The organism is Janthinobacterium sp. NFX145, assembly GCF_049810325.1.
GTDB lineage: Bacteria > Pseudomonadota > Gammaproteobacteria > Burkholderiales > Burkholderiaceae_D > Janthinobacterium > Janthinobacterium rivuli.
The window spans coordinates 973,228-997,108 of record NZ_CP187360.1 but is presented as its reverse complement, the minus strand read 5'-3'; the positions used below and the strand labels follow the sequence as shown (position 1 = coordinate 997,108).

Genomic DNA, 23,881 nt, shown 5'->3' with positions numbered 1-23,881 from the left:
GGTTTGATCAATACAGTAAAATAATTTGATTCCTATGATTGTCCGTTCGTAAGTTAAGAGCGCCTAACAGAACCTCTGAATATATCGCCAGCAGATGAGTATGCAGGCAAGCGAGAGGAATGCTTGGTGGATATCGGCTCGGCTCGTAGCGGATACGCAACCGGCGGAAACGGTGGAGCCAACCGAGTGTGCGTTCGACCACCCAGCGCCATTTACCCAGGCGTTCGCGCGACTCGACGCCATAGCGGGCTATGCGTGGAGCGATGCCACGGCTGCGCAACCAGGCCCGATGGGCACGCGAAGCATATGCCTTGTCGGCGTGTAGTTTGGCCAGACGTTTGCGTGGCCGGCCCGCTAGCCCGGATACGGATGGGATGGCTTCGAGCAGCGGGATCAGCATCCGGGAATCATGTACCTGAGCCCCCGATATGCTCGCCACCAGAGGCAGTCCGCGTTGGTCGACGAGCAGATGGTGCTTGCAACCGAGCTTGCCGCGGTCGGTGGGATTGGGGCCGGTATGCTGTCCGCCCAGGGGGGGGATGGCACGCTGGCCGAGTCGACACTGGCGCGTTCCCATTGAATCTGGTCGTATTCCCGCAAGTGCTGCAGCATGGCTTCATGGATGCGTTGCCACACGCCAGCCTGTTGCCATGCATGCAGGCGCCGCCAGCAACTCATGCCGCTGCCACAGCCCAATTCACGAGGAAGATATTCCCAAGGCAAGCCTGTCTTAAGGACAAACAGGATACCCGTCAAGGCGGCGCGGTCGTCAATGCGAGGGCGTCCTCCCTTGGGGGAAGGATGATGTACTGGCAGTAAAGGCTGGATCAGCGCCCACAGGTCATCAGGAAGAAGTGCTTTGGCCATGTGATCGGTTCCCGAAAAACGATGTCAGGTGGGTTTGACCAATTTCGGGGCCGTTTGTTTCTCTGGCGATGTTTTGTTAGGCGTTCTAAGTTGTAATAAAAAAAGCCCCAGCAGTTACCCGCCGGGGCTTGTTCTAATATTGCTAAATTCTGGTGGGCCTCCCGTGAGTCGAACACGGCACCAACGGATTATGAGTCCGCTGCTCTAACCAAGCATGAGCTAGAGGCCCGGGGGACTGCGGCGTGGCGGCGCTGTTGATGCCCGCCTCGCGCGGCCGTTTTGGAAACGGACACGCGAGGATAGGGGTATCAGGGGCGTACGTCAAGCCCTATTGGCTTCTAGTTGCCTTCCAAGAAGCTTTTCAGCTTGTCGGAGCGCGATGGGTGGCGCAGCTTGCGCAGCGCCTTGGCTTCGATCTGGCGGATGCGCTCGCGCGTCACGTCAAATTGCTTGCCCACTTCTTCCAGCGTGTGGTCGGTGGACATCTCGATGCCGAAACGCATGCGCAGCACTTTCGCTTCGCGTGGCGTCAGGGAATCGAGCACGTCCTTGACCACGCCGCGCATGGACGCGTGCAGGGCCGCGTCGGCCGGCGCCAGAGTGTTGTTGTCCTCGATGAAGTCGCCCAGGTGCGAATCGTCGTCGTCGCCGATCGGCGTTTCCATCGAGATCGGTTCCTTGGCGATTTTCATGATCTTGCGGATCTTGTCCTCGGGCATCTCCATCTTGATCGCCAGGGTGGCCGGATCGGGTTCCGCGCCTGTTTCCTGCAGGATCTGGCGCGAGATGCGGTTCATCTTGTTGATCGTCTCGATCATGTGCACGGGAATACGGATCGTGCGCGCCTGGTCGGCGATCGAGCGCGTGATGGCCTGGCGGATCCACCAGGTCGCATACGTCGAGAACTTGTAGCCGCGGCGGTACTCGAACTTGTCGACGGCCTTCATCAGGCCGATATTACCTTCCTGGATCAGGTCGAGGAATTGCAGGCCGCGGTTTGTGTATTTCTTAGCGATCGAAATCACCAGGCGCAAGTTGGCCTCCGTCATTTCACGCTTGGCCTTGCGCGCCTTCATTTCACCGGCCGCCATCTGGCGGTTGATGTTGCGCAAGTCTGGCAGCGGCAAGACGACCCGCGCCTGCAGGTCGATCAGACGCTGCTGCAGTTCCTTGACGGTCGGAATGTTGCGGCCCAGGATGGCGCTGTACGCGTGTCCTGCGTTGACTTCACCATCGACCCAGTCGAGGTTGGTTTCATTGCCCGGGAAGACCTTGATGAAGTGGGCGCGCGGCATGCCGCAGCGGTTCACGGCCACGTCGAGGATCTGCTTCTCGATATGGCGCACTTCGTCGACCTGGCCACGCAGGGTGTCGCACAGCTTTTCCACGACCTTGGCCGTGAAGCGGATGCCCAGCAACTCTTGCGAAATGGCTTCCTGCGCCTTGGCGTAAGGTTTCGAGTTGTAGCCTTCTTTCTCGAAGGCGCGGCGCATCTTGTCAAATTGCTGCGAAATGATGGCGAATTTTTCCAGCGCCGTGCGTTTCAGGGTTTCCAGCTGCTCGGCGGAGAAGCCGGCCGCGCCCGAAGCGCTCGCCTCTTCCTCTTCTTCGACTTCCTCTTCTTCCGCTTCGCCTTCTTCCTCGTCTTCCTCGACGGGTGCGGCCACGACAGGGGCGGCGGCGACCGGTTCGTTTTCATCGACGAGGCCGTCGACGATTTCGTCGATCTTGATCTCTTCGTTGGCGATACGGTCGGCGGCGGCGATGATCTCGGCGATCGTCACGGGACAGGCGGAAATGGCCTGGATCATGTCTTTCAAGCCATCTTCGATGCGCTTGGCAATCTCGATCTCACCTTCGCGCGTCAGCAGCTCGACCGAGCCCATTTCGCGCATGTACATGCGCACGGGGTCGGTGGTGCGGCCGAAATCGGAATCAACGGTCGATAATGCGGCCTCGGCTGCCGCTTCCGCCTCGTCGTCGCTGGTGACGACGGCGACGTTATCGGACAATAACAACGTTTCCGCATCGGGCGCGTGCTCGTAGACGGCGATGCCCATGTCATTGAAGGTACCGATGATGCCTTCGATGGCTTCCGGATCGACTATGTTTTCAGGCAAGTGATCGTTGATTTCCGCGTAGGTCAGGAAACCGCGTTCCTTGCCGAACTTGATCAGGGTCTTGAGTTTCTGGCGCCGGCGCTCGAGTTCTTCCTCGCTCGCTTCCGTGTCGGACGAGAACGCGTCCTTCAGCAGCGCGCGCTCCTTCGCCTTGCGGTCCTTGGCCTTGGCCTTGTCGACGGCCTTCAGTTCGGCCCGCTCGACGGCGTTCAGGGCGGCGACTTCATCATTTTCTGGCTGGAATTCTTTTGGCTTGCGGCCGCGGCGGCCTGGCACTTTTACCGACGGCAAGACATAACCGGACGTATCGATCGCCGCCAGGGTGGCAGCGTCGGTGGTCTGGCTGACCACGGGCGCGCTGGTGACGCGCGCTTCTGGCCGGTCGAGCGCCTTTTCGGCTTTCGTGGTAACTTTAGTGGGCTTTACAGCCGCTTTGGATTCGGGTTTCTTGATTGGCACAGGCGCTTTCGATTACACAACGACTTGCTTTACGGTGGATTAGGATAAAGTTTGCTGCCAGTTCCCTGTCTACCTGCGGGAACCACCATCTTCGAACCTGCCGACTACGCAAATTCGACACTGTTACGTTACTTACACCTCATCGGCCACGATCCGCGGGAAGCGCAGCAATTCCTGTCCACCGGCTGTTGCCAGCCGTCTCGGCAAAAATTCCTGCATCGACCGCGTTGGGAGCGAGAGCCTGGCGCGGCTTGCCAGCGTCTGCGAGCCTTGCCCGCAACGCCGAAAACGCCAGCTGGCCCTGGCTGCCGACACGATCCACCGCGCCGATCAAGAGCCTAACTTACTGAAAACAAATACTATTTACGAAACAGAACTAGCTTGCCAAAGCACACAATACTTAGCATTTAATTATAGCACGCGAAAAATGTTTTTCCAGTGCGCGCCATACCCTCAAGACAAGGTTAGCGATTCACCAACTCGGCATCGCGCTCGCGTTCCAACGCCCCCTGCTCCTGCATGATTTCGCGGTAGCGTACACCAATTTTCTCGGATGGCAAACCCGACGCAAACAATTGCTGCAATTCCGCCTTCAAGGCATTCAATTTGATCTCGCGGATGGTGCTCACCAGCCACGACAATTCGCTGTCGTAATCGGATTCCGTGCCAGCCGCTATCTCGCCGATGATCTCGTCGTATTCGCTGCCCAGCTCCTTCAACTGCTGCGCCAGCGCGGCAAAACTGCCGTGCTCGCCCAAGGCCTGGCCCACGGCCACCAGCTGCCCCAGGCTGTGCGCGGCATCCGGCCCCAGGTGCTGGAAGGCGGCCAAGGCGGCCTCGTCGATGCGCATCGTCAGCGGCGGATGCGCCACCAGCATGCGCATGATCTTCAACTCCAGGCCGACAGGCACGGGGCGGCCCGACTTCGGCGGCGCGCGGCGCGCCACGGCAACGGGTTTCGCCAGCTCGAACAGGGCTTCGATCTCGGCCGGCGTGGACTGCGTCAGCTGGGCCAGGCCGCGCACGATCTGCAGGCGCAAAGACGATGGCGCCATCAGTTGCAGCAGCGGCTTGGCGTCGAACTGCACGCGGGCGCGCCCTTCCGGTTCCGACAGATCATGCTCGCCCGACACTTCTTTCAGCAAGAATTGCGACAGCGGCATGGCTTCATGCACTTGCTGCTCAAACCCTTCGGCGCCGAATTCGCGGATATAGCTGTCCGGATCGTGTTCCGACGGCAGGAACAGGAATTTGATGGTTTTATTGTCCGACACGTGGGCCAGGCTCGCTTCCAGCGCGCGGCGGGCGGCGCGGCGGCCGGCCTTGTCGCCGTCGAAGCTGAAAATCACGTTATCGGTCTGGCGCAGCAGTTTTTGCACGTGGGTGGGCGTGCACGCCGTGCCCAAGGTGGCTACTGCTTGCGGGAAACCCATTTGCGCCAAGGCAACCACATCCATATAACCCTCCGTCACCAGCACGTAGCCGGCGTCGCGGATGGCCTGGCGCGCCTCGAACAGCCCATATAGTTCAAAACCCTTGGAAAACAAGGGGGTTTCCGGCGAGTTCAGGTATTTCGGTTCGCCATGGTCGAGCACGCGGCCGCCAAAGGCGATGACCTGCCCCTTGGTATTGCGAATCGGGAACATGATGCGTTCGCGGAAACGGTCGTAGCGCTTGCGGTTATTGCCCTCTTCATCGACCTTGTCGATCACGAGACCAGCTTCGGCCAGGGCCACCACGTCGTAATCGGGGAAGACGGAACGCAGATTGTCCCAGCCGCCAGGCGCGAAGCCCATGCCGAAGCGAGCGGCCACTTCGCCCGTCAAGCCCCGGTTTTTGAGGTAGGCGATGGCTTCCGGCGCGTGGCGCAATTGGCCGCGGTAGTAATCGCAGGCCTGCGTCATGGCGTCGGACAAGGCCATGCTTTGCGCCTGGATCTGCGCGCGCTGGGCCGGCGGAATCTTGTCGTCCGCTTCCGGTACGACCATGCCCACGTTCTGCGCCAGGTCCTTGACGGCGTCGACAAAGCCCATGCCCGAGTACTCGATCAGGAAGCCGATCGAGGTGCCATGCGCGCCACAGCCGAAGCAGTGATAGAACTGCTTGGTGGGGCTGACGGTAAAGCTGGGCGATTTTTCACTGTGGAACGGGCACAAGCCCATGAAATTGGCGCCACCTTTTTTCAGTTGCACATAGCGCCCCACGACATCGACGATATCGACGCGGTTGAGCAAATCGGAAATGAAGGATTGAGGTATCACTGGCTAGGGCGGGTCTTGTTATAGGTCAGACTATACTACCGCACGTGGCCTGAGGTTGAGCCAGGTCAACGTGTGGGCTGTTAACAGGCTGCCAGCGCGACGGCGGGCAGCCCTTGCTACTATTGTTGCTTACGCTGCCGGCGTCAAGGCTTTCTTGACCAAGGCGGACACCACCGTCATGTCGGCGCGGCCAGCCAGCTTCGGCTTGACGATGGCCATGACCTTGCCCATGTCTTGCGGACCGGCGGCGCCCGAGGCGGCCACGGCGGCAGCCACTTCGGCCGCCACTTCTTCGTCCGACAGGCCGGCAGGCATGTAACCCGTCAGGTGCACCAGCTCGGCTTTTTCAATGTCGGCCAGGTCGGCGCGGCCGCCGGCTTCGAACTGGGTGATCGAATCCTTGCGCTGCTTGATCATCTTTTCCACGATGGCCGTCACGTGGGCATCCGTCAATTCGATGCGCTCGTCAACTTCCTTGCGCTTGATTTCCGCCAGCAACAGGCGAATCGTGCCCAGCTTGCCCGCTTCCTTGGCGCGCATGGCGTTTTTCATGTCTTCGGTAATTTGTTCTTTCAAGCTCATGGCAATCCTCGTTGGTCAGTAGGTGGGTGCTCGTGCGCGGCTACCATCAGCGGGCCACAAAAGCGAAAACCCGCTGCGGCGAACCGGAGCGGGTATGCGACTCATCTGAAGTATCACTCCAGGCGAATCAAAACAAAACCCGTGGCGAACAATGCGCCGAACTACCCGGGTTGGTTCTGACTGAACAGTCTTAGAATAATTTTTTCGGCAGTTGTTGGCTGCGGATGCGTTTGTAATGACGCTTTACAGCAGCTGCCAGCTTGCGCTTGCGCTCAGCTGTTGGCTTTTCGTAGAATTCGCGTGCGCGCAATTCGGTCAGCAGACCCGTTTTTTCGATGGTGCGTTTGAAGCGACGCATTGCGACTTCGAACGGCTCGTTTTCTTTAAGGCGAATAGTGGTCATGTAAAATTCAAACCGTTGAGGTGGTGTATAGGAAGAGATAGATAGTAGCAGCTTTTATTCGGAAAGGGAAGCCCCTCCCCCACTTGCGTGCGGCATGCAGCCTGCGGTCGCTGCCGGAATGTGGCGTAAACCACGCACCGGGACCAGCGCACCGGGCGCCAGAACCCCATCCTACAGACTTGCTTACTGCAAGGCAATACCTGCCGCCACGCCGGAAGCCCAGGCCCACTGGAAGTTGTAGCCGCCCAGCCAGCCCGTCACGTCGACCGATTCGCCGATGAAGTACAGGCCCGGCACCTTATTGGCCATCATGGTCTGCTGCGACAGCTCGCGCGTATCGATGCCGCCGCGCGTCACCTCCGCCTTGCGGTAACCTTCGGAACCGTTCGGCACGATGGACCAGGCATTGATGGCTTGCCCCAGCTTGCGCAGCTGCGCGTCGGGCATGTCGGCGATGCGCGCGTCCGGCGCCAGGCCGTTGACGGCCAGCAAGCAGTCCGCCAGGCGCTGCGGCAGCCATTGGGCAACGATATTGCCCAGTTGCTTCTTCAGGGTGCCCTTGCCTTCGATCAAGGTTTGCGCCACGTCCACTTCCGGCAGCAGGTTGATGACGATGGGCTCGCCCGGCAGCCAGTAGCTGGAAATCTGCAAAATCGCCGGACCCGACAGGCCGCGATGCGTGAACAGCAAATCTTCGCGGAAACGCGCGCCCGTTGCCTTGCGGCCTTTCAGGCTGCCCGTTTCCACATCGACTTCCAGGGCGATGCCGGACAGTTCCGCGAACGGCGCCCAGCTGGCCGCATCGAACGTCAGCGGCACCAGGGCCGGACGCGGTTCGACCATCGCCAGATCGAATTGCTTGGCGATGCGGTAGGCAAAATCCGTGGCGCCGATCTTCGGGATCGACAGGCCGCCCGTGGCGATGACGATGCTGGCCGTCTCGATGTCGCCGCTATCGGTCTGCAGCACGAAGCCGCCGTCATCTTGCTGGACAACATTGTCGATCTTGCACGGCATGCGCCAGTGCACGCCGCCAGCGGCGCACTCATCCTTGAGCATGTCGATGATCAGCTCGGCCGATTCATTGCAAAACAGCTGGCCCTTGTGCTTCTCGTGGTAGCCGATCCGGTATTTTTTCACCAGCGCGAGGAAATCCTGCGGCGTGTAGCGCGACAGTGCGCTCTTGCAGAAATGCGGGTTTTCCGAGAGGAAATTTTGCGGGGTGGCGTTAATATTGGTGAAATTACACCGTCCACCACCCGAGATGCGGATCTTTTCGGCCAGCTTGGCCGCGTGATCGATCAATACCACGCGCTTGCCTTGCTGGGCGGCAACAGCCGCACACATCATGCCGGCCGCGCCCGCACCGATCACTGCCACATCAAATTGTTTTGCCATAAGAATTCCGGTCACCGCTGATTACAAAGACGCCATTGTAAACTGCGGCGACGCGGCTAGCGCGGCCGTGCTGCAATCTGTCGTGATGTCGTCAAGCATTGCTCCACCTGTTCGGCGATCGATGGCGGCACTGGCACCTCGCCGCGCAGCACGGCCGCGATCCAGTCCGCCGTGGTGGCTGCATCGCGCTCGGCGGGCAAATGCGGCAACTCTTCCACCAGCAACTGCTTTTCCACCAGCACCGTGCGTTCCACGCCATGGAACCAGTCGATCTGCTGCGCCTTGTTGGCGTTGGCCACCGTCTCGCCCTCCGTGCCGCGCATCAGGAAAGCGTCGCCGCGCGCGGGATCCGAGGCGGTCAGGAAATATTCACCGAGCATTTCCAGATATTCCGGGTGCGTGTACGACACCAGACGCAGGGCGGGGCCGGCGAACGGCTGCATGATTTTCACCAGGGTATGCGTGGAATTGCGCACGCCCAGCACGCGCCGCAGCGACAGCATCCAGGCCAGGCGCGGCGCCAGGGCCTCGATGGACAGGAAGGCGGCCTCCCCGCGCGCCATGGCGGCCTCGGCTTGCGCATGGTCGAGCGAGGCCGGCACGCCCAGCGCGGCCAGCACTTCGGCCGTCGTGATGCGGCCCGGATCGCTGGTCACGCCATGCACGAGCACGGGTGCACCCGCGCGCGCCAGCAGCAGCGCCAGCAAGGCTGTCAAATTCGCCATCTTGCGTGCGCCGTTGTAGCTGGGAATGATGACCGGTGCGAATTCGCCGGCCGGCGCAGCCAGCGGAGCGAACGACGCTTCGGCAGCGTCGAGGAAACCGGCGATCTCGTCTACCGATTCGCCCTTGATGCGCATCGATAACAAAATGCCGCCCAGTTCCAGGTCCGACACGCGGCCCTCGAGCATGGCGCGGTACAGAGCATGGGCGTCGTCGCGCGTCATGCTGCGCGCGCCGTTCTTGCCGCGTCCTATTTCTTTAATGAAACGTGCTGCGGGGAATGGCTCTCCGGCCACATCGGTATGGGGTATGGAAACAGTCGTCATGGCGCCAGCTTACACGGATTTTTTCCCTTGCAGAGGGGCTGGAGGGTGCCATAGGCGCCGATGCAACAGTCTTTCCAGCTATTTTTTACGAATTTGCTGCGCGCCTGCATCCAGACGCGCCGCCGCTGCGTATAAGACTGCACAGGGGGACTCATCATGGAACACGCGATCAAACGGGAAACTGCCTTCGTCGGCATCGAAACGAGCAAGTTGCTGCTGAAAGCCGTGCTGCTCACGGGCAACGAAGTGCTGTGCAAGGTGCTGGAAAACGACGTGGCCGGCTACCGCTGGCTGCGCAGCTGGCTGCAAAGGAACGACGTGCCCGTCATGGGCTTGCGCGTCTGCATGCGCCTCGATATGCCGCACAGCGAGGCGCCCGCCCGCATGCTGGCCGAGATGGGCATGCTGGTGTGCGATGCCCAGCCCGCGCAGCTGGGCGACTATCTGCGCTGCCAGGGCTTGCCCGATGACGCGGCGCACAGCGCCGTGGTGCTGGCCAACTACTGTGCGCACCGGCGCCCCGCGCGCTGGACGCCGCCCTCGCCCGCCTACGTGGAACTGCGGCTATGGCTGCGCCGCCTGCACGCCATCGAGGGCGTGCGCCAGCAGGAATCGGCGCGCCTCGATGCGCATCTGCAGGCCGGCCAGCATGCGCTGCACGCCCTGCTGCGCCAGCAAATCGCCTGCCTGGACGCGCAGATACGCCAGCACGAAAGCGCCATCCTCGAACATGTGCGGCGCCATCCAGGCCTGCCCCGGCCGCCCGAGCTGGCCGGCAACTACCAGCGCATCGCCCGCTACAGCGCTGGCGCCAGCCTGGCCGGCGGCCAATGAGCGCACAGGGGGCCGGCCGCGTGCCGGCCCTGCCATAAAAACAACTGATGCGTTCCCGTTTTTGCCCCATCCCCGCCGCCAGGCCGCATTTCCGCTACACTATTGCCTCTTAAAGAACGCAATAGCGAAAGCCGAGCCAGAATCATGAATACGCCAGACATCGAAAATATCAACGTCACCTCCTTCGCGCCCATGCCGACACCGGCCGAACTGCACGCCAGGCTGCCCCTGTCGGAGAGCGCCTTCGACACCGTCAGCCGCGGCCGCGAAGCGCTGCGCAACATCATCGACCGCAAGGACCAGCGCCTGTTCGTCGTCGTCGGTCCGTGCTCGATCCACGACCCCGTCGCCGGCCTCGATTACGCGCGCCGCCTGAAAGCGCTGCAAGAGGAAGTCAAGGATACGATGCTGCTGGTGATGCGCGTGTATTTCGAAAAACCGCGTACCACCACGGGCTGGAAAGGCTACATCAACGACCCTTACATGGATGATTCGTTCAAGGTCAACGAAGGCATGGAAAAGGCGCGCCAATTCCTGCTCGACGTGTGCGAACTGGGCCTGCCCACGGCCACCGAAGCGCTGGACCCGATCTCGCCGCAATACCTGGGCGACCTGATCGCCTGGACCGCCATCGGCGCGCGCACGACGGAATCGCAGACGCACCGCGAAATGTCGTCCGGGCTGTCGACCCCTGTCGGCTTCAAGAACGGCACCGATGGCGACATCAGCATTGCGGTGAACGCGATCCTGTCGTCGGCGCACCCGCACTCCTTCCTGGGCATTAACGGCGAAGGCAACGTCGCCATCGTGCGCACGCGCGGCAACGCGTATGGCCACGTGGTGCTGCGCGGCGGCGATGGCCGTCCGAACTACGATTCGGTGTCGATCGCCATCGCCGAACAGGCGCTGGCCAAGGCCAAGCTGCCGGCCAACCTGGTGGTCGACTGCTCGCACGCGAACAGCTATAAAAAGCCGGAACTGCAACCGCTGGTGATGGCCGACGTGGTCAACCAGATCCGCCAGGGCAACCGCTCGCTGGTGGGCGTGATGATCGAATCGAACATCGTCGGCGGCAACCAGAAGATCCCGCAAGACCTGTCGCAACTGACCTACGGCTGCTCCGTCACCGACGGCTGCATCGACTGGGACACGACGGCCACCATGCTGCGCGATGCGCATGCGCACCTGCTGAACCGCCCGAAGTAAACAGCTGGGGTCAGACCCCCTCTTGCGTTGGCGCTGAACCTGGCGTTAGCGGCATTGAGGGTCTGACCCCAAACACCTCGAGGCATATCACGCCATCTGCACATGCGGCAGCACGGCGAACGATCCCGCCAGCGCCTGTTCGGCCTTGCTGGCCGGGATATTGAGTTCATTGACGTCCAGGTAGATGCGCCCGTCCAGGATGCGCACGGCGTACAGGCGCGCCATGCCCTGCACGGGCGCCACCAGGCGGCCCGAATCGAGCTCGATGATCCAGCTGTTCTTCGGCCCCATCAGGTTTTTCTCCATCAGCACCCCATGCGCCAGCGGGCCGCCCAGACAAGGCACCGTGTCGAGCAGCGCGTACACCGTATCGTCCGCCGCGCGAAACAGCGCCACGCCGGGTAAATCCTGCCACGCCAGTCCCCGCTGCACCATGCGCGCGCCCACCAGCGGCATGTCCTTCAGGCGGCAAATCATTTTCCATTGTTCCGACATCGCTAGCTCCTTGAAAAAGGCACACGCTTGCCTAAGCAAGAGCGATGCCAGTGCCGCACAGGCGCAAAGCAGCCAGAATCCCGGGCAAAACCGGCCCGCGCCGCACTGCGCAAGTGCACACTGCCGCCGAAATGGTGCGCCGGCCGCACGGTGGACTGGCCGGCTTTCCTTTACAATGGCGGATTACTCCTCCCTATTTAGCACCTTCATGATTGTTCTTGGCGTCGAATCCTCCTGTGACGAAACCGGCCTGGCCTTGTACGACACGCAACGCGGCCTGCTGTCGCACGCCCTCTATTCGCAAGTCGCCATGCACGAGCAATATGGCGGCGTGGTGCCGGAACTGGCGTCGCGCGACCATATCCGCCGCGCCATCCCGCTGCTGGAAGAAACCCTGGCCAAGGCCGGCATCACCCTGCCCGAAATCGACGCCATCGCCTACACGCAGGGTCCCGGTCTGGCAGGCGCGCTGCTGGTGGGCTCCTCCGTTGCCTGCAGCCTGGGCCTGGCCATCAACAAGCCGGTGCTGGGCATCCACCACCTGGAAGGCCATCTGCTGTCGCCATTGCTGGCGTCGGAGCCGCCGGAATTCCCCTTCATCGCCCTGCTGGTGTCGGGCGGCCACACGCAGCTGATGCGCGTCGATGGCGTGGGCCAGTACACGATGCTGGGCGAAACACTCGATGATGCGGCCGGTGAAGCGTTCGACAAATCGGCCAAGCTGCTGGGCCTCGGTTATCCGGGCGGCCCCGCCATTTCGCGCCTGGCCGAATTCGGCGACCCGCTGGCGTATAAACTGCCACGCCCGATGCTGCACTCGAAGGATTTCAACTTCAGCTTTTCCGGCTTGAAGACGGCCGTGCTGACGGTGGTGAAAAACCATGAAGAAAAAGTCATCGCCAACATCTGCGAACAGGACAAGGCGAACATCGCGCGCGGCTTCGTCGACGCCATCGTCGACGTGCTGACGGCCAAATGCGTGGCGGCCCTCAAGCACACGGGCTTGAAACGCCTGGTGATCGCCGGCGGCGTGGGCGCCAACGCGCAATTGCGCGCCTCGCTCAACGCGGCCGCCGCCAAGAAGCGTTTCAAGGTGTATTACCCGGAGCTGGAATTCTGTACCGATAACGGCGCCATGATCGCCTTTGCCGGCGCCATGCGCCTGCAAATCAATCCCGACGCCGCCAAGCACGATTATTCGTTCAATGTGCGCCCGCGCTGGCCGCTGGACGAGATCCGCGAAATCTGATCACCACCGATCACTCCAGCAGGAAGTTGCGCGCGCCCGCCAGGGCCGCGCCCTCTCCCACCGTTTCATCCTTCAAGTCCACGCCCGACAGCTGCCGGCTGAACGCCTGCGACAGCAGGTAGTGCAGCCGGTACGCGGCCGGTGCATACGCCAGGCCCTCGGGGCGCACGTTCGAAATGCAGTTGCGGCGCTCGTCCAGCAAGCCCACCTTAGGCGCCCACGTCAGGTACAGGCCCAGGCTGTCCGGAGAACTCAGGCCCGGCCGCTCGCCGATCAGCACCAGCACGGCGCGCGCCTGCAATAACTCACCCACCTCGTCACCGACGGCGACCCGTCCCTGCGCCACGATGTGCAGCGGCGACAGCGTCCACGCTTCCCGCGCCAGCCGTGCGCGCAAGGCGGCCAGGAACGGCGCCGCGTGGCGCTGCACGGCCAGCGCCGACAGGCCATCGGCCGCCACCAGTGCCAGGTCGACTCCCGTGGCAGCAGCGGCCAGCCGCGCCCGCGAAGCGTCGTCGAGGCGGCGCCCCAGGTCGGGCCGTTGCAGATAGTCGGCGCGCGTGGTGGCCGCGCTGTGCAGCTGCACGCAGTCTTGCCCTTGCGCGGCCAAGTCGCGCGCCAGGGCTTCGCCATCGAGCGCCAGGTGCACGGCGTCGCGCGCCTGCGCGTGGGCCAGCTGGAACGCCAGTTGCGCCTTGGTCGGCACGCTCACGCCGCGCCGTCCCAACGCGATGCGCGCCGCCGTACGCGCGCGCAGGGCCTGCCAAGGGTTGGTTTCGTCCATGCGTCCTCCTAGTCGCCCAGGCGCAGCAGGGCAGCCTGGAAAGCCGGCGCCAGCGCTTCGCTCAAGCGGCCCTGCGCATCCGTGATCCGCATGCGCTCCAGCCAGGCTGCGAATTCCGGCGCAGGGCGCAAGCCCAGCACCCGGCGCGCATACAGGGCGTCGTGGAACGAAGTGCTCTGGTAGCCGAGCATGATGTCGTCCGCGCCTGGCACGCCCATGATGAAATTGCAGCCGGCCACGCCCAGCATGGTCAGCAAGGCGTCCATGTCGTCCTGGTCCGCTTCCGCATGGTTGGTGTAGCACACGTCGCAGCCCATGGGCAGCCCAAGCAGCTTGGCGCAGAAATGGTCTTCCAGCCCCGCGCGCATGATCTGCTTGCCGTCGTACAGATACTCGGGGCCGATGAAACCGACGACGGAATTGACCAGCAGCGGCTGATACGCGCGCGCCACCGCATATGCGCGCGCCTCGCACGTTTGCTGGTCCATGCCGTGGTGGGCGCCGGCCGACAGGGCGCTGCCCTGGCCCGTCTCGAAATACATGACATTGTTGCCCACCGTGCCGCGCCCCAGCGACAGGGCCGCCGCCTGACCCTCGGCCAACAGGGACAAGTCGATGCCGAAGCTGCGGTTGGCCGCCTGCGTGCCCGCCACCGACTGAAACACGAGGTCGACGGGCGCGCCACGGCGTATCGCCTCGATGGTATTGGTGATGTGGGTGAGCACGCACGACTGGGTGGGAATTTGGTATTGATCGATGACGGCGTCGAGCAGGTGCAGCAGCGACACGACCTGCGCCACGTTGTCGGTGGCGGGATTGATGCCGATCACGGCGTCGCCGCTGCCCAGCAGCAGGCCATCGAGGATGGAGGCGGCAATGCCCGTGGCGTCGTCCGTCGGGTGGTTCGGCTGCAAGCGCGTGGATAAACGGTTTTCCAGGCCCAGGGTATTGCGAAAGGCCGTGACGACCCTGCACTTGCGGGCCACCAGCACCAGGTCCTGCAGGCGCATGATTTTCGAGACGGCGGCCGCCATTTCCGGCGTAATGCCGGCGGCGATGCGCGCCAGCGTTGGCGTATCCGTCGCGTCATCGAGCAGCCAGTCGCGAAAGTCGCCCACGCACAGGTGGGAAATCGGTGCAAACGCGGTACGCTCATGGCTATCGATGATCAGGCGCGTGACCTCGTCCTCTTCGTACGGTACCAGCGCCTCGCTGAGAAACAGCGATAGCGGCACGTCGGCCAGCGCCAGCTGCGCCGCCACCCGTTCGCGCGCGCTGGCGGCCGCCACACCGGCCAGCACGTCGCCCGAACGCAGCGGCGTGGCCTTCGCCAGCAGCTCCTTCAGGCTGGCGAACTGGTAAACATGGCTGTCTATCGTATGGCTGAAGCGGGGCATAGATTGTGCTCCAAGGCATCCCAATGGCCCATTCTACGCCAGGCTACAGGCTGCGCAGCGCCCCTTCCAGCTGCGGATAGCGGAAGACAAAGCCGTCGGTCAGCAAGCGGCGCGGTGCGACCCTTTGGCCTTCCACCAGCAAATCGGCCTGCTCGCCCAGCAAGGCGCGCATGAGGAAGGCCGGCGTGGGCATGACGCTGGGGCGGTGCAGCACGGCACCCGCCACCTGGGCGAAGCGACGCTGCGCGATGGCTTGCGGCGCGCAGAAGTTATACGCGCCGCTCACTGCCTGCTCTTCGCTGCGGCGCGCCAGATGGGCGATGCCGCGGATGACGTCGCGCACATGCACCCACGTGACCCACTGCTTGCCGCTGCCGAGCGGGCCGCCCACGCCGAAGCGTATCGGCAGCAGCATCTGCGGCAGCGAACCCTGGTGGCCGAAGACGAGGCCAAAACGCATGCAGCCCACCTGCACGCCATGGGCTTCGGCCTGGCGCGCGGCCGCTTCCCATTCCTGGCACAGCTGCGACATGAAGATGGCTTGCGGCGCGCTCTCCTCCGTCAATTCCGTCGGATCGCCCTGCGGCTGCACGCCGTAGTAACCGATGGCCGATGCCGACAGCAGCACTCTTGGCTTGTGCTGCGCGCGGGCGATCCACGCCACCAGGTCCTGCGTCAGCGCGACGCGGCTGCGGCGCAAGGCGGCCTTGCGTGCGTCCGTCCATCGATGCCCGACGATGCGCGCGCCGGCCAGGTTGATCACCATGTCGATGCGCTGCGCATCCGATAAGGCGTCCAGCGACTGGATGCAGCGCACCTGGCCATCGAACATCCACGCGGCCTGTTTCGGCTGGCGCGTCAGCACCGTCACCGCATGGCCGTCGGCCAGCAAGGCGGCAACCAACTGCTGGCCGATAAAACCCGTGGCGCCCGTCACCAGCACGGACTGCGGCGTGCTGGCAAAGCGCAGGTTCTCCTCTTGCTCTGCCGTCTCCTGCACTTGGCGCCTTCCCAGCTGCCACACGGCATACGCGTCGCGCAGGCCGGACAAGCCCACGCCCACGCCGCACAGAGCGAGGAAGACGCTGAGCCAGCCATACGGCTGCCACACGAGGGCCGTCGGCAAGCTGGCCCATTCGCTGCTGTTCAGGGCCAGCAGGGCGATGAAGGCGCCCGCATTAATCGCCAGCACCGTGTGCGTGACCCGCTCCGTGGCGGGCAAGAGGCGGGTCTGGTCTTCGACGACGAAGTCCCACAGGGTCAATACGATTTCCACGCCAAAGACGATGACCAGCACCCAGGCCCAGGCGCCATGCCATTCCCAGGCCGCCAGGCCGACGAACAGCAGGCTGTAGATCAGGGCGCGCGTGGCATGGATCGTCAATTCGAGGCGCGCCGACGCCTTTTGCGGCAGCGCTTCCGTGATTTCATGGTGGTAGATGGTGTCGAAGGCGCCCAGGCAGCCTTGCGCCGCCATCAGTTGCAGGGCCAGCAAATGCGTATTCATGGTGTCTCCTTTTCCGGTGCGGCGGATTCGCGGAACACGCCGGCCTGGGTAAACGTGGTGCCGAACAGGGCGTGGCGAATCTCGATGCGGATGTTGAATTGCTGCGGCGTCTCGTTGCGGTGGCACAGGTAGGTCTTGCCGGGCGTGAGCACGCCGGGCAGCGGCAGGCGCCAGCCGAAAATGTCGAGGAAATAGCCGTCGCTGGTGAAGTGCAGATTGCCGTCTTCCACGTGCAGCAGCAGCTTCATGCCCAGGCCCATGCCCACGTATTCGAGCACTTCGCCCTTTGCGCTTTCGGCCATGTAGGAGGTGAAGCTGATCGGCGCGCGGCCATGCAGGCGGTAGGTGCGCTGCTTGAAGATGAAGGGGCAGCCGGGGCGCGAATAGACTTCGATATCGACGGGGAAATCGTGATCGTCATGCGGGATCAGGGCGCCATCGATGAAGGGGCGCGTCAGCCAGCCGAGGAATTTTCCCAGGCGCGAGCTGCTGAGTTCACTGAGCTCACCCCGGTAATACAGGGGCTGGCCCGGCGCGGGATTTTTCTCGAAGCGGCGGCGGATGTCCGGGTGCAGGGTTTCCCAGTCGACACCCATGACCTTTTTGAACAGTTCTCCTTCCGAGGGGCCGCTCATGATTTTGCGCGCTTGCCAGGCTTGTCTTCCGGGCTGAGAAACTTGGCCACCTTGCCACCCATCGACAGCATGCGCTGCAAGGTCACCGGCGGCAAATTCTTGTAGTCGCTGTAGGTGCTGCTGAGCATTTCCAAAAACGCCAGCACTTCGCCCATGCGCTCCAGGGTGGCCGGTGGTAGCGCCGCATCGTGCTCGCCCTCGATCGCGCATTCGCGCAGCACCGTCAGGGTGGGATCGATCTCGCGCCGCTTGCGCTCCTCCATGATGACCCTGAATATTTCCCACACATCCTGCAGGGCGACGAAGTGGTCGCGCCGGTCCCCCATCACGTGCGTACTGCGCGCCAGGCCCCAGCTTTGCAATTCCTTCAGGCTGTTGCTGACGTTCGAGCGGGCCACGTTCAGGCTGGCCGCGATGTCTTCCGCCGTCAGCGGTTCATTCGCCAGGAACAGCAGCGCGTGGATTTGCGCCACTGTGCGGTTGACGCCCCAGCGGGTGCCCATCTCGCCCCAGTGCAAAATATATTTCTGCGTGGTCGGACTCAGCTCCATGATTTTCTCTTATTTCTGTCGTTACAGAAATGTAAGACAGAACAGAAACCGAGTCAAGCGCGATTCGTCAGGACTGTGCGGGCGGCTGGCCCATGGCGCGCAGGAATTGCTGCTGCGAGGCGTGCAGCTGGCCGTAACCAAGTTCGCGGTACACGAGACCGTGGCGCGGCGCCAGTTCGGCCAGGATGCGCGCCAGCGCCGGGTAGTGGCGGTGGTTCCAGGTGGGGAACAGGTGATGCGTCAGGTGCAGATTCAGGCCGCCCAGCCAGTAACCGAGCCAGCGCAGGGCGCGCGGTTTTGGCGTCCAGTCGCAGGCCGTATAAAAGGTGTGCTGGTACCAGTCATGCGGCAAGGTGCCGTCTGGCCCCGGCTGGAAAAACTCCACTTCGGCCCAGTGCGTGCCGAGGATCAGCGCCACCAGCGCGCACGAAGCGATCATCTGGCCCACGAAATACGCGCCCAGCACCACGTTCCAGGCGATGCCGTGCTGCTGCAGCACCCACATGGGCAGCGCCAGCACCAGCGCCACGTGACCCAACTTCCAGCCGAGGAACGACAGCCAGCCGCGCCAGCCCTGCAGCCGGCTGTGCGCGGCCACGGGCGTCTTGCCGAAGCGGTCCAGCCAGTCGCCATACCAGTTCAGATACGGCAGCGACAGGGCCGCCACCACGGGCCAATACAGATACTGGTAGCGGTATTGCGGCGACCAGCGTTGGAACGGCGTCTGGCGCAGGAAGGGGTTCGGTTCCGTGTCCAGGTCATAGCCTTCCACGTTGGCATACGTATGATGGAAGTGCACGTGGCGGATGGTCCAGAAATCCGTGTCCACACCCACGGGCAAGCCCACCAGGCGGATCAGGATGCGGTTCCAGCGTCCCTGGCGGAAGACGGCGCTGTGGGCCGCATCGTGCAGGGTATTCATGGCCAGCGCCATGGCCGCGACCAGGCAAGCGACATAGCTGGCGACAAACGGCCAGGTGCTGCCAGCATTCAGCGCCAGCGCATACAGGCCCACCGCCAACGCGGCCAGGAACAAGGTTTTCGCATGCAGGCGCGCGTCGCCAAAGCGGTGTTTTCCTTCATCCGCCAGGTAAGCGTCGGCGCGCGCGCGCAGTTCGCGGCGGAAGGCGGAATCGCGGGCGGGCTGGAAGCGCAGCGGCGGCAAGGAAGACACAGGCTTCACGCGCGCGTCCCCGCCGTAGCCGGCCACCACAGGCGACGCGCGCCATCGAGGCCATGCGCCAGCAGCGCGGCCAAAAATACCATGCCCCACACATCGCGCGCGCCATACCAGCCCAGGTACAGGGCCGGCATGGCCAGGGCGATGGCCACCCAGGCGATGGCGCCCCAGCGCCGCGCATCGGACAAGCCGCCCAGCGCCAGCGTACCGCTGAAAATCAAGGCAAACAGGATGGCCTGCTGCGCGCCGGCCAGCACCGCTTCGTGGTTGACGTAATAAATCACGAGGCCAAACAGGATCACGCCGCCGATGCCGATGAACAGCTCGGGCACCTCGAAAGTGCCGCGCGACTGCCAGTGCGGAAAGCGCGCGCGCAGCCAGGTAAATAATTTGCCGTTGCTGGCCAACAGCGGGTTGTGCGTGGGTGTCATGCCCTTCACTCCATAGCGCATTTCCACGCCCTCGAGTTCGGGCTGGAAGCTGCCGAACAGCCGGTCCCACAGCAGCAGGGTGCCGCCGAAATTGCGGTTGATGTAGCGCTTGTCGGTGCCGTGGTGCACGCGGTGGTGCGACGGCGTGATCATGAAACGATCGAGGATGCCGGACTTGTTCACCAGCGCATTGTGGTTATAGAGCTGCACCGTGTAATGCAAGGACGAGACGACGAGGAAGATTTCCAGCGGCACGCCCAGCACGGCCAGGATGGCGATGAAGGGGAAATTCGTCAGCGACGAATACCAGGAATTGCGCACGCCCAGCGACAGGTTGAAATGCTCGCCCTGGTGGTGCACCACGTGCACGGCCCACAGCAAGGGAATCTTGTGGTGCAGCCGGTGCATCCAGTAAAAGCACAGATCCCAGGCAAAAAACGCGAAGATCCATTGCGCCGCCACGGGCCACTGGTCGACGATGTGCAGGTTCACATGGCGCAGCAGCAGGGCGAAGGCCGCCACTTCCACGCCGCGAAATACCCACATCAGGATATGGCCGGAATTGAGGTTGAAGATCACGTCCTTCCACGGCACGGGCGTCTTGCGTACCCATTTGAGTATCAGCAGTTCGGCCAGCACGAAGGCCAGCATGATCAGGAACGACAGGGCAAATGGATTCATCATGGTGCGGTTTTGATGGAAACGGCGCGGCGGGCAGCCAAGGATACCTGCATTTTCGCCAGCATGCCGCCAGCGATGCCGACAGCCAAGCCGGCGGCCAGGTCGATGCTCACATGCCGGCGCAGCGCGATGATGGCGTAGCAGATGGCCACGCCCAGCACCACGCACAGCGCGGAACGCAGCAGCTGGCGTTTATCGCACAAGGCCCACACGCACAGCAAGGTCAGGGCGCCATGCAGCGACGGCAGGCAGTTTTGCGTGGAGTCCGCCGCCTGCAGCATGCGCAGCGCCTGCGTGCTCCACGCGCTGCCTGCACCCACGGGCGGGTAGGCGAGCGTGGTCGGATACAGCAGGAAGACCACGCCGCACATGACGGCGGAAAGCGCCATGGCGCGCGCCAGCCAGCGCACGCGCGCCGCATCGGCCGCCAGGTAGGCGTAGGGGATCAGGATAAAGAAGGACAGGTATAGCCAGATGGCGGCGTCCGTATAGGGGATGGCGCGATCCAGCGCCGTTTCCGGCAGCAGCACGCCCTGCCCTTGCAGCAAGTCGCTGGAAAAATACACGAGGCCGACGCTGCCCCAGCCGGCCAGCAAATGCAGCAGGCGGCTGCGTACGGTCATGGAAGAAGGGTTCATGCGGTCGCAAGACGCCGGATGCGGCGCCGTTTCATGGTGGGATCAAAGGGAGGCAGTTCGCGGCTGACCGTCCAGGCCAGGCCGTCGGTGGCCACGCCCAGGCCCTCCAGCACCGTTGCCAGGTGCGCGCGCAGGGCGGCCAGGCCGGCATCGTCCAGCGCCGCATGCAGTTGCAAGGCCGCTTCGCCCGTTTGCGCCAGGCGGTAATCGGCGTCCGGCGGCAAGGCTTGCGCAAACGCGCGCGTCAGCACGTCGGCAAACACGGCGACGGGCGCACCGCCGCGTGCAGAGGGAAGCAGCAGCATGTCGTCGCAGCGCCCTTCGATGCCGTCGATGGCGCGCGTGGCGCGGCCGCACGGGCATGGCGCGGCGCGCGCGATCAGGATGTCGTCCAGGCGGTAGCGCACGATGGGTTGCGTGATGCGCGTAAAGTCGGTAATCACGGGCACGAAGCGACGTTCTTCAGCGTCGAGCCACTGCGGCTCGATGTGCACGTATTCTTCGTTCAGGTGCAGCACGCCGTGCTCGCAGCTGCTGGCAAGGAAACCCTCGGTGGCCTGGTAGATTTCATGCACGGCGCCAAACGCCTGCACGATCAGCGCGCGATCCTGCGCTTCCAGCACTTCGGCCACGGAGATGACTTTTTTCGGCGCCAGCGCCAGGCTGCCGTCGATGATGCGCAAGGCCAGCTGGCGCAGCACCTGGGCCGGCGCGACGATCACAGTTGGCTGATATTGCGCCAGCTGCGCGCACAGGCTGTCGAACGGTTCGAACAAATCGTAAAAGGCAAAGGTCAGCCACGGCGAGCGCACGGCCGTGTACAGATTGCTGTTTGCGCGCAGGAACAGCGCGACCCGCTCGCCGGAAAACAGGCCGTCGGGCAGCGCCTTGGCCAGCATCACGCCTGCCCACTGGGCCTTTTCGCGCGGGCTGATGGTAAACACGGCGCGCTTCGACGACGTGCCCGACGACAGCCCCACCGTGATGTCGCCGACGGCCGGCGTGAAGTCTCGGCTATGCTCGGCCGCCATGGCCGCGTCCATCGCCTGCGCCAAAGTCACCCCTTGCGTGTTCATGGCATCGAAATGCTCGAGCATCAGCGCCTTGTTCATCGTCGGCCACTGCGCCAGCGGCAAGTTGCGGTATGGGGCAAAGTAGCGGCTGCGCGCGCACAGCACATCGATGAAACGGGCCAGCTGCCGCTGCTGGTAACTTTCCAGCTGCGCGCGGTCCGTAAAACGCAGGCGGCGCGTGCGCCAGTACGATAGCAACAGCCAGACAATACGCTTCACGGGCGGCCCGCCACGGCGATATAGTCGAGCGTGTCTTCATGCGTGATGCGAATCTGCGCATTGCCCGACTGGTGCAACTGGTGCAGGCGATTCAGGGTTTCATAGTACGGCGCGCGCTTGTGCTGGATGATGAAAGACAGTTCCGACGGTCCGCGCAGCTGCTGGAAGCTTTCCGGCACCCAGGCCGCGTCCGACGCCAGCAAGGTCCAGCCGCCATCCTGCAGCACGAAGGCACCCAGATGGCCGATGGCGTGGCCGGGCAAATCGACGATGTAAATCTCGCCCGTGCCGCTGACGTCGCGCCCGTGCGTGAATGGCAGCAGGGCCGACGGCAGGGCCGTTTCGGGCACGCTTTCCACGAAATCGAGGCGGTCCGCAATATCGTTCGGCAGCAGTTCAGGCACGAAGGCCTGGCGCACGGCGGCCACGCCGGACAGTCCCCGCACCGCATCCCAGCCCACTTGTGACGCCATCAGCCGCGCGCCGGGAAAATCGCGCATGCCCGCGATATGGTCGGCGTGGAAGTGCGACAGCAGCAGGGTGTGAATGTCGCCGGGCGAGACGCCATGCGCGCGCAGCTGGCCCTGCAGCGACTCGTTCTCGTCGAAGAAAATCGGCGTCACCCACGCGTACAGGCGGTACACGCCCTTCGACGTGGCGGCGCGGAAGTGTTCGGCGTAACCGGTGTCCCACAGATACAGGCCCGCGCGCGTTTCGATCAGGTAGGCGCGCGAGGGGAAGCAGCGGCTGGCCAGCCCGCTGCCTTTCAAGACCATGCAGGACGGATGGGTGCAGTGGCCGACGCGAAACGCGGTGATCCTAGCCATTGCGCTCCTTGCCCACCTTGTGCGCCGCCGCTTCCTGGCGCATCCACTGCGCCGTGCGGGCGATGCCTTCCTGCAGGCTGACGATGGGACGGTAGCCGAGCACCTTGCGCGCCTTGGCGTTATCGAGCGTCATGTCGAAACTGAGCGCGCCGATGCTGTAGGGCGTGAGCGATGGTTCGCGGCGGGTAAAGCGCGAGGCGAACTGCATCAGGCGGGCGACTACCGCCAGCACGCGGTAAGGCACGCTGACGATTTCGAACGGCTGCTGCAGATGGTCGCAGAACAGGGTGCGCAAAATATCGCACAGGCGCGCCGGTTCGCCATTCGTGATGTTGAAGGCGGCGCCAGACGCGATGGTCTTGTGCACGGTGGCCAGCCACATCGCATGCACGACATTGTCGACATAAGTGATGTCGATGGTGGCCGCGCCGCCGTTGGGCAGGGGCAGTTTGCCGCCGCGCTGTTCCAGCACCCGCGCCAGGCGCGGGATCAGCACCTGGTCGTGCGGGCCGAAGATGGCGCGCGGGCGCAGGATCACGCACGTCATGCCGCGCTGGCGGTCGACGCAATCCTGCACCAGCTTTTCCGCCATCGCCTTGCTGCGCGCATACGCGTTGACGAAGGCGTCGGGACGGAAGGTTTCCGGCACCTCGTAACGGTTGCGGTAATCGAAATAGATGGCCGGCGTGGAGATGTGCACGAAGCGCGCCACGTGCAGGCTGGCGGCCGCGCGCAGCAGCTGCGCCGTGGCCGTGACATTGGCGGCGATGAAGTCGCGCTCGGCGCCCCAGGGCGAGGACAGCGCGGCGCAGTGCCAGACGGTGTCCATGCCGCGCACCAGCTCGTCGACCTGGCGCGGCGATGCCTGCGCCAGGTCGAGCGCGACGAATTGCGCGCCCATGCGCTCGAGTTCGCGGCCCACGGCGGCGTTGCGGCCCGTGGCGCGCACTTCCACGCCCTGCGCCAGCAGGGTGCGCACGGCATTGCGCCCCAAGCCCCCCGTCGCTCCCGTGACCAGTATCCGCCTCATCACAC

The 23,881-nt window shown here is 63.6% G+C and carries 21 protein-coding genes, 1 tRNA gene and 1 pseudogene; 3 read left to right on the top strand and 20 right to left on the bottom strand.

Annotation, left to right across the window (positions count from 1 at the left end; translation table 11 throughout):
- Nucleotides 1-63: 63 nt before the first annotated feature.
- The 8 genes and pseudogenes from ACPJXG_RS04420 to ybiB all read right to left on the bottom strand — a co-directional run bounded on the left by ACPJXG_RS04420 (nucleotide 64) and on the right by ybiB (nucleotide 9,139).
- Nucleotides 64-867, bottom strand: a pseudogene (locus tag ACPJXG_RS04420) (IS5 family transposase).
- A 150-nt stretch (nucleotides 868-1,017) separates the two neighbouring features.
- Nucleotides 1,018-1,096: transfer RNA gene (locus ACPJXG_RS04415), tRNA-Ile, on the bottom strand.
- A 109-nt stretch (nucleotides 1,097-1,205) separates the two neighbouring features.
- Nucleotides 1,206-3,446, bottom strand: coding sequence for an RNA polymerase sigma factor RpoD (rpoD, locus tag ACPJXG_RS04410; protein WP_034779848.1), 2,241 nt, complete (start codon nucleotides 3,444-3,446; stop codon nucleotides 1,206-1,208).
- 464 nt (nucleotides 3,447-3,910) lie between these two features.
- Entirely contained in the window at nucleotides 3,911-5,707 is a 1,797-nt protein-coding gene (gene dnaG, locus ACPJXG_RS04405; protein WP_099376654.1) for a DNA primase, read from the bottom strand.
- A gap of 129 nt (nucleotides 5,708-5,836) precedes the next feature.
- Nucleotides 5,837-6,289, bottom strand: coding sequence for a GatB/YqeY domain-containing protein (locus ACPJXG_RS04400; RefSeq protein WP_034746974.1), 453 nt, complete (start codon nucleotides 6,287-6,289; stop codon nucleotides 5,837-5,839).
- Nucleotides 6,290-6,479: 190 nt separating this feature from the next.
- Complete coding sequence (gene rpsU, locus ACPJXG_RS04395) at nucleotides 6,480-6,692, bottom strand: 30S ribosomal protein S21 (protein ID WP_008451879.1); 213 nt, start codon at nucleotides 6,690-6,692, stop codon at nucleotides 6,480-6,482.
- A 183-nt stretch (nucleotides 6,693-6,875) separates the two neighbouring features.
- Nucleotides 6,876-8,090, bottom strand: a complete 1,215-nt coding sequence (locus tag ACPJXG_RS04390) for an NAD(P)/FAD-dependent oxidoreductase (RefSeq protein ID WP_425253523.1) — start codon at nucleotides 8,088-8,090, stop codon at nucleotides 6,876-6,878.
- A 56-nt stretch (nucleotides 8,091-8,146) separates the two neighbouring features.
- Nucleotides 8,147-9,139, bottom strand: a complete 993-nt coding sequence (gene ybiB, locus ACPJXG_RS04385) for a DNA-binding protein YbiB (RefSeq protein WP_425253522.1) — start codon at nucleotides 9,137-9,139, stop codon at nucleotides 8,147-8,149.
- A gap of 156 nt (nucleotides 9,140-9,295) precedes the next feature.
- Between ybiB and ACPJXG_RS04380 the strand changes: the two genes are divergently transcribed.
- Together ACPJXG_RS04380 and ACPJXG_RS04375 are read left to right on the top strand one after the other, a co-directional pair.
- Nucleotides 9,296-9,973 carry a hypothetical protein gene (locus ACPJXG_RS04380; protein ID WP_425253521.1) on the top strand — a complete coding sequence of 226 codons (678 nt, stop codon included), beginning with the start codon at nucleotides 9,296-9,298 and terminating at the stop codon, nucleotides 9,971-9,973.
- Nucleotides 9,974-10,117: 144 nt separating this feature from the next.
- Nucleotides 10,118-11,179, top strand: coding sequence for a 3-deoxy-7-phosphoheptulonate synthase (locus tag ACPJXG_RS04375; RefSeq protein ID WP_278316940.1), 1,062 nt, complete (start codon nucleotides 10,118-10,120; stop codon nucleotides 11,177-11,179).
- Between the two features lie 87 nt (nucleotides 11,180-11,266).
- Here ACPJXG_RS04375 and ACPJXG_RS04370 read toward each other — a convergent pair whose 3' ends face one another.
- Entirely contained in the window at nucleotides 11,267-11,674 is a 408-nt protein-coding gene (locus ACPJXG_RS04370) for a nitrite reductase small subunit NirD (protein WP_425253520.1), read from the bottom strand.
- Nucleotides 11,675-11,882: 208 nt separating this feature from the next.
- On the opposite strand from ACPJXG_RS04370, the gene tsaD reads away from it, so the two are divergent.
- Nucleotides 11,883-12,923 carry a tRNA (adenosine(37)-N6)-threonylcarbamoyltransferase complex transferase subunit TsaD gene (gene tsaD / locus ACPJXG_RS04365; protein WP_425253519.1) on the top strand — a complete coding sequence of 347 codons (1,041 nt, stop codon included), beginning with the start codon at nucleotides 11,883-11,885 and terminating at the stop codon, nucleotides 12,921-12,923.
- 10 nt (nucleotides 12,924-12,933) lie between these two features.
- Here tsaD and eutC read toward each other — a convergent pair whose 3' ends face one another.
- The 11 genes from eutC to ACPJXG_RS04310 form a co-directional block, all read right to left on the bottom strand.
- Entirely contained in the window at nucleotides 12,934-13,707 is a 774-nt protein-coding gene (eutC, locus tag ACPJXG_RS04360; protein WP_425253518.1) for an ethanolamine ammonia-lyase subunit EutC, read from the bottom strand.
- An 8-nt stretch (nucleotides 13,708-13,715) separates the two neighbouring features.
- Nucleotides 13,716-15,104 (bottom strand): ethanolamine ammonia-lyase subunit EutB, encoded by a 1,389-nt coding sequence (locus ACPJXG_RS04355; protein WP_425253517.1) that lies wholly within the window; start codon nucleotides 15,102-15,104, stop codon nucleotides 13,716-13,718.
- A gap of 43 nt (nucleotides 15,105-15,147) precedes the next feature.
- A complete protein-coding gene (locus tag ACPJXG_RS04350) occupies nucleotides 15,148-16,611 on the bottom strand; it encodes a TIGR01777 family oxidoreductase (RefSeq protein WP_425253516.1) in 1,464 nt (487 codons plus the stop codon).
- Entirely contained in the window at nucleotides 16,608-17,246 is a 639-nt protein-coding gene (locus ACPJXG_RS04345) for a DUF4166 domain-containing protein (RefSeq protein WP_425253515.1), read from the bottom strand. The genes ACPJXG_RS04350 and ACPJXG_RS04345 overlap by 4 nt, the downstream gene beginning before the upstream one ends.
- Nucleotides 17,243-17,797 carry a GbsR/MarR family transcriptional regulator gene (locus ACPJXG_RS04340; RefSeq protein WP_425253514.1) on the bottom strand — a complete coding sequence of 185 codons (555 nt, stop codon included), beginning with the start codon at nucleotides 17,795-17,797 and terminating at the stop codon, nucleotides 17,243-17,245. Before ACPJXG_RS04340 ends, ACPJXG_RS04345 begins: the two co-directional genes overlap by 4 nt.
- A gap of 67 nt (nucleotides 17,798-17,864) precedes the next feature.
- Complete coding sequence (locus ACPJXG_RS04335) at nucleotides 17,865-18,980, bottom strand: fatty acid desaturase family protein (protein WP_425253513.1); 1,116 nt, start codon at nucleotides 18,978-18,980, stop codon at nucleotides 17,865-17,867.
- Nucleotides 18,977-20,092 carry a sterol desaturase family protein gene (locus tag ACPJXG_RS04330; protein ID WP_425253512.1) on the bottom strand — a complete coding sequence of 372 codons (1,116 nt, stop codon included), beginning with the start codon at nucleotides 20,090-20,092 and terminating at the stop codon, nucleotides 18,977-18,979. The genes ACPJXG_RS04335 and ACPJXG_RS04330 overlap by 4 nt, the downstream gene beginning before the upstream one ends.
- The gene (locus tag ACPJXG_RS04325) at nucleotides 20,089-20,727 is read right to left on the bottom strand and encodes a phosphatase PAP2 family protein (protein ID WP_425253511.1); all 639 of its coding nucleotides are present in this window, start codon (nucleotides 20,725-20,727) and stop codon (nucleotides 20,089-20,091) included. The genes ACPJXG_RS04330 and ACPJXG_RS04325 overlap by 4 nt, the downstream gene beginning before the upstream one ends.
- Nucleotides 20,724-22,019 (bottom strand): F390 synthetase-related protein, encoded by a 1,296-nt coding sequence (locus ACPJXG_RS04320; RefSeq protein WP_425253510.1) that lies wholly within the window; start codon nucleotides 22,017-22,019, stop codon nucleotides 20,724-20,726. Before ACPJXG_RS04320 ends, ACPJXG_RS04325 begins: the two co-directional genes overlap by 4 nt.
- Complete coding sequence (locus ACPJXG_RS04315; protein WP_425253509.1) at nucleotides 22,016-22,846, bottom strand: MBL fold metallo-hydrolase; 831 nt, start codon at nucleotides 22,844-22,846, stop codon at nucleotides 22,016-22,018. The genes ACPJXG_RS04320 and ACPJXG_RS04315 overlap by 4 nt, the downstream gene beginning before the upstream one ends.
- Nucleotides 22,839-23,876 carry an NAD-dependent epimerase/dehydratase family protein gene (locus tag ACPJXG_RS04310; protein ID WP_425253508.1) on the bottom strand — a complete coding sequence of 346 codons (1,038 nt, stop codon included), beginning with the start codon at nucleotides 23,874-23,876 and terminating at the stop codon, nucleotides 22,839-22,841. The genes ACPJXG_RS04315 and ACPJXG_RS04310 overlap by 8 nt, the downstream gene beginning before the upstream one ends.
- Nucleotides 23,877-23,881 lie beyond the last annotated feature (5 nt).